Here is a 16,399-nt window from a genome sequence, read left to right as displayed (position 1 = left end):
GTCACAAAATATTTACGTTAACCCTCAATGTTTTTAAATAAAAATTTACCTTTACGTTTACGTAAGGGGTAAGTATTGGTTATTGTAGTTCAAAAGCAAATCAATTGAGGGTATGCCTAATGAATTTTGAATTAACCGATGACCAGTTAGCCTTTGAAGACACCGCCCGTCAATTCGCTCAGCAAGAGCTAGCACCTAACGCCGCTATGTGGGATAGAGAACATCACTTCCCAGTAGAAGCAATAAAGAAAGCGGGTGAATTAGGCTTCTGTGGATTGTATGCGCCTGAGAGTGCAGGTGGGCTGGGTTTATCCAGGCTCGATTCCTCCATAATCTTCGAGCAGCTTTCAATGGGATGTACCACGACTACAGCTATGTTAACCATACATAACATGGCAACGTGGATGATTGCCACTTGGGGCACCAGTGAAGTTAAAGATATGTGGTGTGACCAACTGGTAACCGGTGACAAGCTGGCATCATATTGCCTAACCGAGCCTGGCGCTGGTTCTGATGCAGCGTCGCTAAAAACAAAGGCGACGAAAGCTGACGGTGGGTATGTCCTTAACGGGTCTAAGGTGTTTATCTCTGGTGCTGGCAGTACGGATGTTCTTGTTGTAATGGCGCGTACGGGGGAAGATGGTCCTAAGGGCGTATCTGCATTCGCGGTTCCGGCTAATGCCGACGGGATTGAGTACGGTAAAGCCGAAGAAAAAATGGGGTGGAATGCACAGCCTACTCGTATGATCACGTTCGATAACGTGAAATTAGATGCTAGTTGGTTACTTGGCGAGGAAGGACAAGGCTTTAAAATGGCCATGCAAGGGCTTGATGGCGGCCGAATCAATATTGCAACTTGCTCGGTAGGAACTGCACAGCAGGCGCTAAACGTTGCGCGCGACTACATGAATGAACGTGAGCAGTTTGGTAAACCTATTGCAGGTTTCCAGGCATTACAGTTTAAATTAGCTGATATGGCTACTGAACTTGTTGCAGCGAGACAAATGGTACGTATGGCGGCTTGTAAGCTGGATAATAACGACCCAGACAAAACCACCTATTGCGCTATGGCGAAAAGGTTCTCGACAGATGTTGGCTTCAATGTATGTAACGATGCCCTTCAGCTACACGGCGGGTACGGTTATATCAAAGAATATCCGTTGGAGCGTCACTTCAGAGATGTTCGCGTACATCAAATATTGGAAGGCACCAATGAAATTATGCGCGTTATCATTGGTAGACGTTTGCTGTCAGATGAGAGAAGTGTACTGTAGTACACTTCGCTAACGAACTAATTCGGGCACGATTTAATGGACTATGGGAAGGAGTGAAAATGACAGATGTGGAATCGGTTGTCATTGTTGATGAAATCAAGACGTCTAGCAACGACTACACAATAGGCCGTTTAACGCTTAACAAGCCAAAGGCATTAAATGCATTGGATTTGGAAATGGCTGTCATCATGCTTGACGCGCTTCAGCGATGGCAGTCTCGCAACGATATCGTAGCTGTTGTGATCGATGCTGCTGGCGAAAAGGCATTTTGCGCCGGTGGTGACATAGTGTCTATGTACAAATCGATGGTGGAAGCTAATGGGCAAATTCCAGCTTTCTTAGAAACATTTTTCGAAACTGAGTACACGCTAGATTATACCATTCACAATTACAGTAAGCCCATTGTTGTATGGGGCAGTGGAATTGTTATGGGCGGTGGCATGGGGCTTCTATGCGGTGCAAGCCATCGAATAGTAACCGAAACCTCTCGTCTTGCTATGCCGGAAATTACGATAGGATTGTACCCGGACGTAGGCGGAAGCTATTTTCTACCTCGCTTACCAGGTAAAGCAGGTCTCTTCCTAGGTTTAACAGGCGGCCAAATGAATGGCTCCGATGCTTGCTTTGTAGGGCTTGCAGACAGTTTGCTGGCGAGTACCGAAAAAGACACTTTGCTTAATACCTTTGTAGAATACACGTGGGAAAAGACCGACAGCGAAAGTTTGGCTTTTAGTGTTTCGCACATTATCGACACAATGAAAACGCCTGAAGAACTTCCCAATGGCAACGTTGAGCCGAATATGGCACTTATTAATGACTTGTGTTCGGCTGACAATGTTACCGACGTAGTTCATGCCATTCTTAACGCAGACATGAGTAAGAATAAGTGGTTACAGAGAGCGCAAAGCACTTTAGCCAAAGGTTCTCCTATCACTATGCATTTGGTGTTCGAGCAATGTAAGAAAGGTGCGAATATGACGTTGGCTGACTGTTTTAGAATGGAAGCTGATATGTCCTGTCGATGTGGAGAAAGTGGTGAGTTCCAAGAGGGTGTAAGAGCGCTTTTGATTGATAAAGACATGTCACCACAGTGGAAATACAAAACAGTAGATGAAGTGCCGCAAAGCGCAATAGCACATTTCTTCACTTCTCCATGGGCTGAAGAGCAACATCCATTGGCAAAGCTGTAGTGTAAAAGTTCTCCAAATAAGCACGAAAGCGCTTAATATTAGTGTTAACTCGGCGTGTGATGTTGTTACGCTTATTGCCGTAAAGGCGTCGGGTTTGATATCCTTTACGGCAAATTCTCAGTAAAAAGAACCTGTCATGTGGCACTGCCCACTTTGTAAACTCCCTATCTCATTACATACAACGCCTATTCGCTGCGAAAACAACCATACCTTCGATAAAGCGAAATCTGGTTACGTTAACCTTTTGCCTGTTCAATTTAAAAAATCGAAACTTCCGGGTGACGACAAAGCAATGGTGAGAGCCAGAAGGGAATTCCATCAATTAAATGCCTATAAGCCGTTGAAAAATAAATTAGTGACGCTGGTGGAAAAGGTACTAAATGAAACGGCAGCCAATGAAGAAGCATCAAAGAATGCCATAAAGGTTTATGACGCGGGTTGTGGTGAGGGGAGTTACTTGGATGCGATGGTACAAGGACTTTCAGCGAGTGGTTTAAAGGTTGAAGGAGCAGGTAGCGATATCGCCAAAATCGCAGTAGAGCTGGCAGCTAAAGCGTACAAACAAGCACAGTTCGTTGTTGCTAGCAGTTTCGATTTACCCCTAAGCGGTAACTCGCAAGACGTGATGATTCAAGTTTTCGCACCTGGGAGTAATGAAGAATATGTGAGGGCTCTTAAAAACAATGGCCTTTTGGTGACGGTCGATCCAGCGCCTGAACACCTGTTTGAGCTTAAACAGCAGGTGTACGACAATCCAAGACAGCATGAAATCGACAACCAAGAACGAGATGGGCTTACACGGGTTTACAATGAGTGTTTTTCCTTTCCTATCCATTTCGAAAGCGAAGAACATGCGCTGGCACTTATCAAAATGACGCCGTTTTACTGGAAACTGCCAAACGGCAAAATCGATGAGATTGTTGAAACGTTGAAAAGCGTAACCGCAGACTTCCATATTCAGCTATGGCAAAAAACACCACAGTAATATCTAAAGTGGATTACCTATCGGATTCAATGGTGGGTAGACATCCACACCTCTAGCTAGATGGCCTAAAACTATAGTCTTTACTCGTTTGTGTTTCTAACATAGTGTGTTGCGAGAACCCGTTTGGGCCGGTATTTCGTAAAGTGCTGGTTTTCTAGATTATTTTTGCAAAACAATTAGATGGGTGGTTATGCGTAACCTATCTTGGGTGGTTGTACATAACACCGAAGCGCTTAACGGCAGACTTTCCTTAGTCTGCCGCCAGAATTTTAATTCTGTGTTGAGAATCGTGATAAGTGTTTAATAGCCTGACTTAATAAGTCGACATTTAGCGCTTCTTTGCTGCGCTTGCCGGTCGCCATGTCGCTTATTTCATAGCTGCCATTACTAAGTACGTCAGTACGCTTATTGTCATGGAACACAACAATGCGTTCACCAGAGGTGCTAACTAGCCATGGTCTTGAAGGAGAAAGTAAGCTTTGGCCAGTAGAATAGAACGTAGCAGGGGCGTTACATCCCAATGCGCCTAAAATGGTAGGCGCTAAATCTTCCGTGCTGGCTAAGCTAGCATTCAGTTTAAGGGTACTGTACAGCGTGCCTTTGCCACTTTCGCTACCAAAGCCAGTTGCAACAATCACATCGTGTTTGCGCGCTAACGTGTTTTTCACATAGCTTTCGATATCAGCACTCTTCAAAAACGCAATATGCAAACCATCATGATTGTTGCTCAGTGGTTGCAAATATCCCGCTAATTGAGGCAACGGCAACGCTTCATCGCTGTGAATAGAGACCGGCATGCCAGACCCCAATGGAAGTGCTAATAACACCGGACGCTTTTGAGATAAAGCGTCTTGGTATATTTCGGGAACACCAAATAGCGTAGTAGTCATTAAGCCTTCTATGCTGCTGGCCGTCGAATAGTAATTGGCTACTTTGTTTAAGGTGTTGCGCTTGATGTTACTTAAGTCCACCACCTGTACGTTATCAGTCTGGACAACCACGGTTAAGTTTCTATTAGTTTCAATAGAACAATAAACCGGCTCGGCTGGGTAAGTGATATTGTGAATATCAGGGTTGAACTGAAGTTGTTTTCTTTCTTCATAAGCCGCTAAGTCAAGCAAGCCATAACGCGACATAGTCGTTTTAGCAGTCGCAGGATAAGAAAGCGGAAACATGTTGTCCTGCTTGATGATAGGTTGATACAACTTGGCATCAGCCCACACGTGTATAGCGTGACTGGTAACAAAACAGCTGACAAAAAATGTAGTAACAGGGATGCCCACTTTATGGCGAGTGAAACGTTCGACACGTTTCCAGATTGCATTGGCTAAGACCAGCTGGAAGCCAAGCCAAACGATAAACAGAAGAAATAAAAATGCCCACTGTTGCCAGCTTTCTATCGCCATTGTTGACTGAGCTTCACTGCGCAGTAAATCCGCGGCGTGAAAGCTAATATGGAAGCCTGTGCGATTAAATAGCAACGCATCGAAAGCCAAGAGTGCTAGCCCCACAGCTGCAATAATAGACGCGCTGACCTTTATGACTCTGGGGTTGTTAACCAAATAGCAAAGAGGGAGGATAAAAATAACAAAGCCAAAAAAGGTCATAAAACCAATATGACCGAACCAGTTGGCTAGAAGATACAAGGTGCCGACACCTGTGCCAGGCATAGGTGATGAGAAAACAAAAATCGAGGCAATAACTATGGCGATGATAATGTTCGCCAAGGCAAACCAATGCCCCCAATTTACCAGTTTAGTAACACGCTGGCGACGAGGTGATTCGGCAAGTATCATGCAATCCCTTAGCTATTTTTAACGCTTTTCTTGAGTACGTCGGCAAACTGCGTTGCCATGGCTTCGCGATTTTCAGGGGCTACCTGAGTATTTAAAATGTGCGTAATGACATTTCCTAACACCATAAGTGAAAGATCGCGGTTTGCACCGCCTTCTTCAAGGGTTAGAATAACGTTATTCATTAGCGTTTCGAATTCGTCGTTGCTATAGCGGCTCTGTTGGGGCATTGCTACGCCTCTTTTTTATGATTTCTTTGATAAAAAGAATGGTTTTACACGTAAAATGATTATAATCGTTGTTTGAGTGAGTACAATCATTCATTCTAAAATCCCGCAATTCTTTGGATATTTCTGACACTTTTTAAGCAACAGGACACCCGATACTCTATGAGTGCACTGATTCATCACTTTGTTGTACATCGTTTGATTGTAAACAAAGAAGAGAAAATTGAAGCAATTCCACGTGACAACTGCTTAGCTGTTACTCCGGAAATCGAGCTTCTTGCCCATCAAATAAACCACAGTTTCAATGCTAAACCTGGAAAAGGGGTTGGCCACTTCGTGACGGAAGTTACCCGTGAAGCAAAAGTGGAGAACGAAGATGGCGAAGCGACTACGCAAAAAAGCACCGAGAACGTAGCAGAGTTCGCGGAAGGCCTTAAGCAATACATGGATATTCAAAAAGCGGCGGGTGATAACGTTGAAGATGCATTCCATGCGTTTTCGGTATCAGCGACCAATCGCTTAGTTCGCACTTTGGCAGAAACGGGTACGGTTGAGACCGGTTTTCTTATTTTCTGCCAGTATGAGTATTTAGCCACACAGTATTTGATGATTGCATTGTTAAATACCCGCTCGCACGTTGAAGTGACAAACTCTTTGGATCTTTCTGCGCGTGAACACTTAGATTTAGCAAAAATGCAGCTCGCTGTGCGGTTCGATTTAACTCAGTGGGATATTCAGCCAGAGCAGCAGCGTTACGTTAGTTTTATTAAAGGTAGAATGGGACGTAAGGTATCAGACTTCTTTATGCAGTTTGTAGGCTGCGAAGAGCTGGTTGATGTTAAACAGCAAAATAAACAACTGATTTCTACGGTCGATGCCTACCTAGCCAGTGAGTCACTAGACCCGCAAGAGCAGCACCAGCATAGAGAAGAAGTTAAATCATACTTTAAAGAAAAGATTGATGCGGGCGAGAGTTTATCGGTAGATGAACTGGCCAACCGACTTCCACAAAATGAAGAAACTAGCAGTAACTTTTCTGCGTTCACACAGTCTATGGAAGTACCGCTTGAAAAAGAAATTCAGCCAGACCCTGCAGCGCTGAAACAACTTGCTAAATTTACCGGTCAGGGCGGTGGTATATCGCTTAGCTTCGAACGTAAATTAATGGGCGATCGGGTATTTTACGACCCAGCTACGGATACGCTAACAATCCGTGGAATTCCACCTAATTTAAAAGATCAGCTTAATCGCCAATCTTCAATGGACTAGTCGCTGCGAAGCAAAGATAAAAAACGTATACTAGTTAGTAGAATATAAACTCGATTCAAGGGTGTTATGCAATTATTTGTAAATGATTTGACAGTGATGGACTTCTCTTACCTTTGCCCAAAACGCGGCATGGTAGGGGAAAGCTGGATTGTCGATGTGATTTTGGACGGTGAGCTCAACGAAGAGAGCATGGTTCAAGACTTTGGTCACGTGAAAAAGAACTTAAAGCGACTAATCGACGAATATGTTGATCACAAGTTGCTTGTACCTGCTGAATACAGCGGTTCAGAGGTTATTCACGACGACGATTCTGAACAGGTAGAAGCGCGCTTTACCTGCATTGATGGGCGTAGCATCATGCTACATTGCCCCGCTGAAGCTTATGCATTTGTTTATTCTGATGAGATAAACATGGAATCTGTTGGCGTTTACTTAAAAGAAGTATTGGCGACTCATCTTCCAGAAAACGTTGAAAACATTACGCTGCATTTACGTGAGGAAGTCATTAATTCTCCGTATTATCACTATACCCACGGGCTTAAAAAGCACGACGGTAATTGTCAGCGCATAGCGCACGGTCACCGTTCGCGAATCGATATTATACTTGACGGCGAAGTGTGTGTTGAAAGTCAGCAGTACTGGGCTGACCGTTGGGCCGACATCTATATAGCTACCCGTGAAGACGAAATAGCGTACAGCGACAGAAAGCTTAAAGGTCAAGTTTCAAATGACGCGGATTACTACTGTTTTGCTTACGAGTCGTCACAGGGCTATTTTGAACTATTAATTCCTAAGTCAGATTGTGAAGTCATCGAAACCGACTCAACAGTTGAGTGTTTGGCGCAGTATCTGCTTGAAGAGCAGAAGAAACGCACGCCTGACGGGGTTTGCCAAGTTATCGCTTATGAGGGCGTAGGTAAAGGCGCCACAGTAAAGGGTTAACATTTGACCACAGCTCGTTATAGGGAAAGGAAACAACTATGGCATTCACGCTTTCAAAAAACGCATTGCATAGCGCACTATCTCGTGTAATGAGTTGTGTAGTGGCAATTAGCACAGTTGCCTCTATGCCATTTGCTTATGCAGATGTAGAGTTAAACGGCCAAAAAGAAGCGTTATCTAGTCAAGAGCAAGTAAACGTAGTGTTGAACGGTAAGTTTACGCAAGGTGCCTTACTGCGCGGGCAAGCTCCCGCTGGGGCCAAAGTAACGCTTAATGGCGAAACTGTTCAAACCAACAAAGACGGAAAATTTGTTGTTGGCTTTGAACGGGAAGCGCCACTGCAGCAAACGTTGGTTGTAAAATTAGACAACGGCCAAAAGTGGCTGCGAGACATTACCCTTGAAAAACGCGAATACAACATTCAGCGAATTGACGGGCTAGAGCAAAAAATGGTTTCTCCGCCAGCAGAAGTGACGGCGCGTATTAAGCAAGACAATATCAACGTAGCTAACGCGCGAAGCGGTAATACTGATTTAGATGCATTATTCACCCGGTTTGAGTGGCCTGCGAAAGGCGTTATTTCCGGTGTTTACGGTAGTCAGCGCATTCTAAATGGCGTGCCGAAATGGCCGCATTATGGTTTGGACATCGCCAATGAAACGGGCACGCCTGTGTATGCACCTGTTGATGGTGTGGTAACAATGGCTGATGATCTCTATTATTCGGGTAACACCTTGATTCTCGACCACGGCATGCGCGTGTTTTCAACGTTTCTTCATATGGACACTATAACGGTAGAAGTGGGTGAAACCGTTAAGCAAGGCGAGCAGATTGGAACGATAGGTTCAACAGGGCGCTCTACAGGCCCGCATCTGGATTGGCGTATTAATTTGGGCAACACTCGTTTAGACCCACAGACTATCATTTCGGGGTCTCCCGAAGAGTAATCATTAATTTGATTTAGTTTTAACAGTCATAAAGAAAAAGGCGCTTTCAGGTAAACTCTCAAAGCGCCTTTTTAGTTTTTACGCTACAGGGCGGAGTTATTTCCCCAGCCACTGATTGAGCTTTTCTTCATCAGTGATTTCAAAATAAGCCATTTCTTTTCTTGCCTCAGTTACCTCAAGAGGCCGGGTTAGAAGTCGCCCGTCACGAATAAGCGTTAATTCTACCTTTGGCGTTTGAGCATTATCTAATAGGCGTTGAAGTTTCTGGGCATTGACGATATGACCGTCTAACCCAATAATGACATCGTTTAAAAGAATACCTGCCTTCATAGCGGCAAGGCCTTCAAATACCTGCATTACCGTAAGTCCGAAGGTAGCTGGCTTTAACGTGGCGCCAAGCTGATTTTTAATAGCAGGCAGCGAGGAGGCACCGCCTTTATCTTCACCTGACACGCGAGCACGAACCGCATAGTTAACGCCCATTTCAGATACTAACGAAGCCAATTCTACGTCGTCTGTGCCATACACCACGCGATTTAAGTATTCTGAAACATCAATGCCAAAATGCGTTGTACATAGATTTTGGATCACGTCATCAGGCGTACCTTTTTCATCCACGCCATAGTGTTTCCACAATAACTGCATCAAGGTATCTAAATTCACTTGTTCGTTTGACTGTTTACGAAGGAGTAAATCTAACCCAAGGGCGATAATGCCACCCTTTGTGTAATAACTGACAATATTGTTAGTAGCGCTTGCGTCTTGCTTATAAAACTTTGTCCATGCGTCGAAGCTACTTTCTGCTGCACTTTGTTTAAAGCGACCTGCGTTTTGCAAAAGTCGACTGACATTTTGCGCAACAATATCGAGGTATTTCTGTGGTTCAATAACGCCGGCTCTAGCAAGGGTGACGTCATCATAGAAACTGGTAAAGCCTTCATAAATCCACAGCTGATTCGTGTACGTTTCCTGAGATAAGTCTGGTTTCACCATTACGCTAGGTTTAATGCGCTTAACATGCCATGTGTGGAAAAACTCATGGCTGCACAGACTTAAGAATGTGATGTAGCTGTCGGTTTTTTTCTCACTTTCACCAACTTGAGGAAGGTCGAAGCGAGGGTAAAGAAGGGCAGTAGAATACTTATGCTCTAAACCGCCAAACCCATTGTCGGCAAGCAGCGTCATAAACAGGTAGTTATTAATAGGTTGTGGAGCACCAAACAAATCTAGGTGGTGTTTGCAAATTGGCGTTAAGTCATTTGCTATGCGCTCATAATCAATATTGTTGTTACCTGAGAAAAGTAACGTAAACGTAATGCCGTCAACCTCAAAGCTGTGAGTGTCTGCAATGCCCACGTAAATGGGATGATCAATGAGCTCATCGTAATTTTTTTCAACGAAGTGCCACCGAGACGGGCTTGTGCTTTCACAACGAGAAGGCATTGACGTATAAGCCTTCCAATTCGAGGTTGCAGAATCGCTGTCGTTCAGCTCAATGTCCACCTCACACGGCACATTCTCGAAGCCGGAAACGTTTAGAAACGCACTGGTTCCATTTATAAACGCATATTGGTCGTTTATAAAAGCAGAGCGAATAGATAAGTCGTTGGCATAAACCGAGTAAACGACCGTACATGGTTTTCCAAATGTGTCTATACGCCAAGTTTGTTTATCGAGCTTAGTTACCGAAAGGCTATAAACGCTTCTATCGCCAACATTTTCAGTACTATGACCTTCAGAAGTGTTTGCAGTTAGCTCGATAATGCTTTTGGCAAAATCGCGCACCATGTAGCTTCCCGGGATCCAGCTTGGAAGGCTAAGCTCAATTGATGAGCCAGAATGCTCAGGTATTTGCAGCGCGACAGTAAATTGATGGGCACGCCAATTGGAAATAGTTAACGTATAGCGAAGAGCAGAGGTCATAAGCGTCCGAAAAGATAAGCAAAACTATCTCTCAACTATATCAACCTATTGAGTTAATCCCAATAGATTGCCTGCTACTAAGGGGCAATTTTTACGTTTATTGAACATGGTTTTCAATCGTAGTATTGATAAGTTTTTGTTTGATGCGTACATTGAGTTAAATGACATTAAATCCAGCAATAACAAATACAAATGGCTGAAAAAATACAAAGCAATTTACTAAGCGAAGATAATTTGGACTCGTTGCGTACGCTGGTACCCGGCGATACAGTAGATTTACAAATTGCTATGCCTGCAGCGCCAAAGCGTGTGAAGACTGACTACATAGGCATGCTTATTGATGAATGTTTGCTTTTTCATATTCCAACATCGGCGAAGTGGATTACCGTTAGGGATGCTCTGACTGTTGGCAACGATATCGTGGTGCGTTCTGTGCTTGAGGGCGATACTGGCCAGGTTATTGCGTTTAAAGTGAAAGTACTCAAATTGCTTTCAAAGCCATCAGGCTTACTTATTACAACCTTTCCGAAACGTATTGAAAGTATAGGGCTTCGCGCTGTAAAGCGTGCTCAACTTGGCGTTTCAGTAACGTTAGAAGCTGACGTTTATCCCAGTGACGAAAATGTAACGGGGATCATCATAGATTTAAGTGAAAAAGGGTGCAAAGTAGCGTTACAGGTCAAGCCAAATTGGCCGGTAATGCTCGATGAAGCTGAGGTTAAGCTAAACTATTCGTTGGACGGTAAAGAAGTAGCGCTTACTGCAAAAGTTAAAAATCATAAGCTTGATAGTGATGTGGTTTATTATGGGCTCGCCTTTACCTGTGAAGAAAAATTGATAAAAACGCTGTTGTCCCGACACACATTGTTAACGTAGGAAAACAATAGTTGGGTGCTCTTTAGATAATAATCAAAATAACAGGCTAAGGGGATCTACATGAGAAGTATTGAGCGACTTTTAATGCAGTACGGTGAAAGCCACCAAAACAAGACCAACGTTATCATCCATGCTATTGCCGTACCCAGCATCTATTTCGTAACGATAGGTTTGCTTTGGAGTTTGCCGGTACCTTATGTGATTGCGCAGTTCGATATAACGTGGGCGCATATCATAGCGGTTCCCGTATTGTATTATTATTTTATGTTGTCTGGTCCGATTGGGGCTGCAATGACCCTCTTAACTATACTGTGTTTCGGTGCAGTTAATACCCTAGACCACTTCAGTATCTCAGTATGGTTATTTTCTCTTGTACTGTTTGTCGTTATGTGGATTTTGCAGTTTATTGGCCATCATATCGAGGGCAAAAAGCCTTCGTTTTTTGACGATTTGCGCTTCTTGCTGGTTGGCCCAGCCTGGTGGTGGGTGCACTGGCTGAAAAGAATGAATATCAGTTACTGAGCGTAATCAGCGAATTGATATAGCCAAAACATGTCTAATTTCAAGATTTTGCCCTGCGACAAGAAGCATAAGGGGCACGACCAAGGCGCTTGGGTCGTGGCAAGGCTTGCGTATAATCTTCTTATAAGTTTTTAAATTGGTAATATTGTGAGTCGCTTTCAGCGTGTAATAGAAAGTAATGAACGTTTATTTTGGACATTGCACAGTGCAGGCTGGGCAGGGTTCGCAATAATTTATTACATCGGATCTTTTCTCCATGATGTTCGACCCATTTGGGTTTTCATCATCATGCTTAATGCCTATGCAGGATGGTTGCTAACCATTCCGCTTCGCTACATCTATCGATGGGCAAGAAAGCAATCACCGCTCAACATGATCATCATAGTGATTGTGTCGTGCTACTTAATTGCTTTGCTATGGGCCGTGGTAAAAAACATTAACTACTGGGAAATCTACAAGCACGGATATCGCCCAGACGAATGGTATATGTATTTTACCAACACTATTAACTCGCTAATAATGGTGGGGTGTTGGAGTGGTGTGTACTTTGGCATCAAGAACTTCCAAATGCTTCAAAAAGAGAAGCAGAACGCGCTAAAGGCGAGTACCATGGCGCACCAAGCTCACATAAAGATGTTGCGCTATCAACTCAACCCGCATTTTCTCTTCAATACGCTTAACGCTATCTCAACCCTTATTCTTTTAAAAGAGAACGACACAGCAGAAGCGATGGTGTCGCGTTTGAGTGACTTTCTACGTTATTCATTAGACAACGACCCGATAAAGCGAGTACCGCTAGGTCAGGAAATAAAGGCATTACGACTCTATCTAGAGATAGAGAAGGTACGTTTTGACGATCGTCTAGAAGTACTATGGGACATCGATGAAGGGTGTGAAAGTGCACTTGTGCCGAGCATGATCTTGCAGCCCATTATTGAAAACTCAATAAAGCACGCCATATCTAAGATGGAAAATGGTGGTCGTATAGCGATTACGGCACGTACATTTGGCAATGATTTGTTAATGGATGTTGCCGATAACGGCCCTGGTGCAGATATCAAAGACGGAACACTTAGTCGAGAAAACGGCGTAGGCCTAGCCAATATAAAAGAGCGTTTGCAATCCCTCTATCATCGTAATTTTGCATTCTCTATAGAACACAATCAGCCTTCAGGCGTGCGAGTTAGAATACGCATTCCCTATGAAGTTAAGGACGTATAACATGACAAAGCAAGTGATTAAAACCATTGTAGTGGACGACGAACCTTTAGCACGCAAGGGCCTTCGTGCCAGGTTAGAGCGTCATGATGATGTGCAGGTGCTTGCAGAGTGTCAGAACGGCCTAGAGGCTGTAAGTAGCATTTCTCAACATCGTCCAGATTTGGTGTTTTTAGATATTCAAATGCCCGGTTTAAACGGCTTTCAGGTTATTCATAAGTTGCGCGAACTGAAACAGCCCATTCCCATGATCGTTTTCGTAACTGCTTATGACAGCTACGCAATAAAAGCATTTGACGTGCATGCTTTAGATTATCTGTTAAAGCCAGCAGACGACGAGCGCTTAGGTGCGGCGTTAAACAAAGTACGTGAATATTACTCAACTCAACATCAAGATGAGCAGTCACAAAAATTGGTAAGCCTTGTTGCTGAACTTACAGGCGATGATTGCGAAGAGATTTTACGCAAGTTAGCTAATGGTGAGCCGGTTGAAACCAATCCATACCCAGATGTATTGGCTATTAAAGATGGCTCAGAAGTAACGCGCGTAAACGTTCAAGACATTCAATGGATTGATGCTGCAGGTGATTATATGTGTGTTCACGCACTGGATGGCATGCATATAATGCGCAAAACCATGAAAGAACTTGAGCAGGAACTAAACCCACAGTTCTTTGTTCGAGTGCACCGTTCAGCTATTGCTAATATCCGTTTTGTTAAAAAGTTAGTGAGCCATATTAGTGGCGAATATCATTTAATACTTCAAAATGATACAGAACTTAAAGTGAGTCGCAGTCATCGTGATAAAGTGAAAGCGGCAATGAAGATGTAAAGAAGCTTGAGCATGAAGTACTAAAAGGCGGTGTTTTATTATAAAGCACCGCCTTTTTTGTTTTTACAATCTATAAATGTTTCAAATTAAACAGCGTCTGAACCATCTTACTTAGTTGCAGCTGTACCTTTCGTTCATTAGGGTACGCATAGCGTCAACCCGGGCTTGATTGAGGGGCTTTGTTTCTTCCCAAGTTTTGGGTAGGGGGACGGTAATAGGGCGCTGATTAACTTCACCAACCATTATGTTGGTGACGTCGCTTCCTACTAAGCTTATGGCGAATTCGCCAAGAGTAGTGGCGAGTAGTCGGTCCTGTGCTACCGGCGAGCCGCCACGTTGGACATGTCCCAAGGTTACTGGCCTAACGTCGTTGATATTGTGATACTGCAAAGCTTCGGTTAATCCTGTTAAGCCATTAGGCCAAACGTTTTCAGCTACTACAACAATAAAACTGACGGGCCCTTTCAAAGCACGCTGCGCTTTTATCTGGTTTACGATCTTTTTGATTTCAGTCTCAGCGGATTCAAAAAACTCAGGAACAACCACATAGTCAGCAGCCGCGGAAAGGGCACCATTTAATGCTAAAAAGCCAGCATTGCGACCCATTACTTCTACAAGGAAAATACGTTCGAAGGCATCAGCTGTATCACGAACTTTATCGATAGAACTCATGGCGGTATCTATTGCGGTAAAGTAGCCTATAGTCGCATCAGTACCCGCTATATCGTTATCAATGGTTCCCGGAATACCAAGAATCTGGCCATCCCATAGTTCGCTCAACTTTGCTGCGCCGCGAAAAGATCCGTCACCACCGATTACAATAAGTGTGTCGATCTCGGCCTGTCTCAAGTTATCAGCCGCTTTGATAAGCCCTTCACGATTTTTAAATTCTTTACACCTTGCGCTGTGCAGTATGGTGCCACCTTGCTGGATAAGATTGTGCGTTGAATCAAGAGATAGAGGAATAAACTCTTGCTGTAGTAATCCATTGTAGCCGTGCTTGTAGCCAAGCAAGGTAAAATTAGCTTTCTGACACGCAATAATTGCGGCACGTATACATGCATTCATACCTGGGGCGTCGCCACCAGAGGTTAAAATTGCGACACGTTTTGACACATTAAAGTCCTTCTTTTTACAGGCAATGCCATTAAAGTAGAGTAAAGGCTGTGCAACGTAAAGTTCTCTGTTGCGGATATTTATTGCGTAATATCAAAGTAAAATTCAATTTTTCGGTACACAGCAATAAGCGTTTTTACTTGTCACGACGTAACTAACGTAAAAAAGGAAATACTATGCGTTCATTGTTGGTTGTTGTCTTTATTATTTTTCTTACTTCATGCAGTTCTAAGCTGGCATATAACAACCTGGATTGGTGGGTGTATTGGTACATGGACGACTACATCGAGCTTAAAGATGAGCAAGAGGAGAAGTTTGATGCGCATTTACAAAATTGGTTGAGCTGGCACAAGAAGAGTGAACTTACTCGTTATAAAGCGCAATTAGAGGATATAAAAAAGCAGATTCAGAATGACACCCTTAATTCGAGTATTGTTTATAACAACCTTGAGCTAGCTAGATCGCATTGGGAGCGCGTACGAGACGAGGTCAGTCCTGAATTAGCGGCTATTGCTAAAACACTCGATGATGAGCAAGTTGTCACCCTATTTGCGGCATTAGAAAAAGACAATAAAGAAGAAGAGGAAGAGCGACAAGAGGCGCTGGAAAAGTCTGAAGCAGAGAGACTTAAAGATAGAATTGAGCGAATACAAGAAACAATAGGTGAGCGTATTGGAGATCTAAGTAAAGAGCAAAAACAAATTGTTAGCACCTATGCACAACAGTTTATTCCTACAGGTGACGCTTGGATAACGTATCGTAGAAACATTCAAAATGCGGCAAGAAAGCTATTCGTTTCGCGCAAGCAAAACGAAAGGTTTGAGCAAGAATTGGTGGCTCTCATGCAAAATCCGGATAACTATAAAAGCGATGTGTACAAGCAAAGTAGTGCTCATAATATGACTATGACGGCAACGCTACTGGCCGAGATATTTTCAACTCTTTCAGAGAAACAGCGTCAAACACTGATTGAAAACGTGGATGAGCTAATCGAAACGGTTGATAATTTTATGGATTAGTTAGTAATACTTTGGCTCAGTACTCATTCAGCTCGGTCGATACAGTACTGGCCTTCTCGTAATACAAGAAGAAAGCTCCGACTTATGGTGGTAGCACTCAGTACTAAATAAGGTATTAAGTTATAATTCTTTCCACTCGATTTTAAGAACTTTACCTTCTTCGTTAGCAACGAAAAGGGGAAGTTCGGTGAGACTGTAACTAATTTTGTGTAACTGCCTATCTCAATTTACTCTATAGAGAGTTAAGGATAGGCAGATGAACATGA

15 protein-coding genes are annotated in these 16,399 nt (G+C 43.5%); 11 read left to right on the top strand and 4 right to left on the bottom strand.

Features of this window, described 5'->3' with window-relative positions; genetic code table 11:
• The first annotated feature begins 119 nt into the window (after positions 1-119).
• From QME20_RS18150 to QME20_RS18140, 3 genes are all read left to right on the top strand, one after another.
• Positions 120-1,274: an acyl-CoA dehydrogenase family protein gene (locus tag QME20_RS18150; RefSeq protein WP_281716372.1), complete on the top strand. Its 1,155-nt coding sequence runs from the start codon at positions 120-122 to the stop codon at positions 1,272-1,274.
• Positions 1,275-1,333: 59 nt separating this feature from the next.
• Positions 1,334-2,464 (top strand): enoyl-CoA hydratase/isomerase family protein, encoded by a 1,131-nt coding sequence (locus QME20_RS18145; RefSeq protein ID WP_281716371.1) that lies wholly within the window; start codon positions 1,334-1,336, stop codon positions 2,462-2,464.
• 136 nt (positions 2,465-2,600) lie between these two features.
• Positions 2,601-3,449 carry a putative RNA methyltransferase gene (locus QME20_RS18140; protein WP_281716370.1) on the top strand — a complete coding sequence of 283 codons (849 nt, stop codon included), beginning with the start codon at positions 2,601-2,603 and terminating at the stop codon, positions 3,447-3,449.
• Between the two features lie 269 nt (positions 3,450-3,718).
• Here the strand turns inward: QME20_RS18140 and QME20_RS18135 are convergent, their stop codons facing one another.
• Entirely contained in the window at positions 3,719-5,245 is a 1,527-nt protein-coding gene (locus QME20_RS18135) for a DUF3413 domain-containing protein (protein WP_014949498.1), read from the bottom strand.
• Between the two features lie 8 nt (positions 5,246-5,253).
• Positions 5,254-5,472 carry a DUF1414 domain-containing protein gene (locus QME20_RS18130; RefSeq protein ID WP_014949499.1) on the bottom strand — a complete coding sequence of 73 codons (219 nt, stop codon included), beginning with the start codon at positions 5,470-5,472 and terminating at the stop codon, positions 5,254-5,256.
• Positions 5,473-5,631: 159 nt separating this feature from the next.
• Here QME20_RS18130 and yejK point away from each other — a divergent pair, with 159 nt between their 5' ends.
• From yejK to QME20_RS18115, 3 genes are all read left to right on the top strand, one after another.
• Entirely contained in the window at positions 5,632-6,738 is a 1,107-nt protein-coding gene (yejK, locus tag QME20_RS18125; RefSeq protein ID WP_281716369.1) for a nucleoid-associated protein YejK, read from the top strand.
• A gap of 66 nt (positions 6,739-6,804) precedes the next feature.
• Positions 6,805-7,680 (top strand): 6-carboxytetrahydropterin synthase, encoded by an 876-nt coding sequence (locus tag QME20_RS18120; protein WP_281716368.1) that lies wholly within the window; start codon positions 6,805-6,807, stop codon positions 7,678-7,680.
• Between the two features lie 38 nt (positions 7,681-7,718).
• Entirely contained in the window at positions 7,719-8,627 is a 909-nt protein-coding gene (locus tag QME20_RS18115) for a M23 family metallopeptidase (protein WP_281716367.1), read from the top strand.
• 96 nt (positions 8,628-8,723) lie between these two features.
• Here the strand turns inward: QME20_RS18115 and QME20_RS18110 are convergent, their stop codons facing one another.
• A complete protein-coding gene (locus tag QME20_RS18110) occupies positions 8,724-10,550 on the bottom strand; it encodes a PDZ domain-containing protein (RefSeq protein WP_281716366.1) in 1,827 nt (608 codons plus the stop codon).
• Positions 10,551-10,742: 192 nt separating this feature from the next.
• Between QME20_RS18110 and QME20_RS18105 the strand changes: the two genes are divergently transcribed.
• The 4 genes from QME20_RS18105 (at position 10,743) to QME20_RS18090 (ending at position 13,998) form a co-directional block, all read left to right on the top strand.
• Complete coding sequence (locus QME20_RS18105; protein WP_252118474.1) at positions 10,743-11,426, top strand: PilZ domain-containing protein; 684 nt, start codon at positions 10,743-10,745, stop codon at positions 11,424-11,426.
• A gap of 60 nt (positions 11,427-11,486) precedes the next feature.
• A complete protein-coding gene (locus QME20_RS18100; protein WP_281716365.1) occupies positions 11,487-11,948 on the top strand; it encodes an Mpo1-like protein in 462 nt (153 codons plus the stop codon).
• A gap of 147 nt (positions 11,949-12,095) precedes the next feature.
• Positions 12,096-13,169, top strand: coding sequence for a histidine kinase (locus QME20_RS18095; RefSeq protein WP_014949506.1), 1,074 nt, complete (start codon positions 12,096-12,098; stop codon positions 13,167-13,169).
• A 1-nt stretch (position 13,170) separates the two neighbouring features.
• On the top strand, positions 13,171-13,998 hold the full coding sequence (locus tag QME20_RS18090) for a LytTR family DNA-binding domain-containing protein (protein WP_014949507.1): 828 nt from the start codon (positions 13,171-13,173) through the stop codon (positions 13,996-13,998).
• A 111-nt stretch (positions 13,999-14,109) separates the two neighbouring features.
• Here the strand turns inward: QME20_RS18090 and QME20_RS18085 are convergent, their stop codons facing one another.
• Positions 14,110-15,114: an ATP-dependent 6-phosphofructokinase gene (locus QME20_RS18085; RefSeq protein WP_049586246.1), complete on the bottom strand. Its 1,005-nt coding sequence runs from the start codon at positions 15,112-15,114 to the stop codon at positions 14,110-14,112.
• Between the two features lie 176 nt (positions 15,115-15,290).
• Here QME20_RS18085 and QME20_RS18080 point away from each other — a divergent pair, with 176 nt between their 5' ends.
• Complete coding sequence (locus QME20_RS18080; protein ID WP_281716364.1) at positions 15,291-16,133, top strand: DUF6279 family lipoprotein; 843 nt, start codon at positions 15,291-15,293, stop codon at positions 16,131-16,133.
• Positions 16,134-16,399 lie beyond the last annotated feature (266 nt).

The sequence above is a fragment of the Alteromonas sp. CyTr2 genome (assembly GCF_947311905.1).
Taxonomy (GTDB): Bacteria; Pseudomonadota; Gammaproteobacteria; order Enterobacterales; family Alteromonadaceae; genus Alteromonas; species Alteromonas macleodii.
The sequence above is the reverse complement of the archived record's forward strand: the minus strand, read 5'-3'. Positions and strand labels throughout refer to the sequence as shown.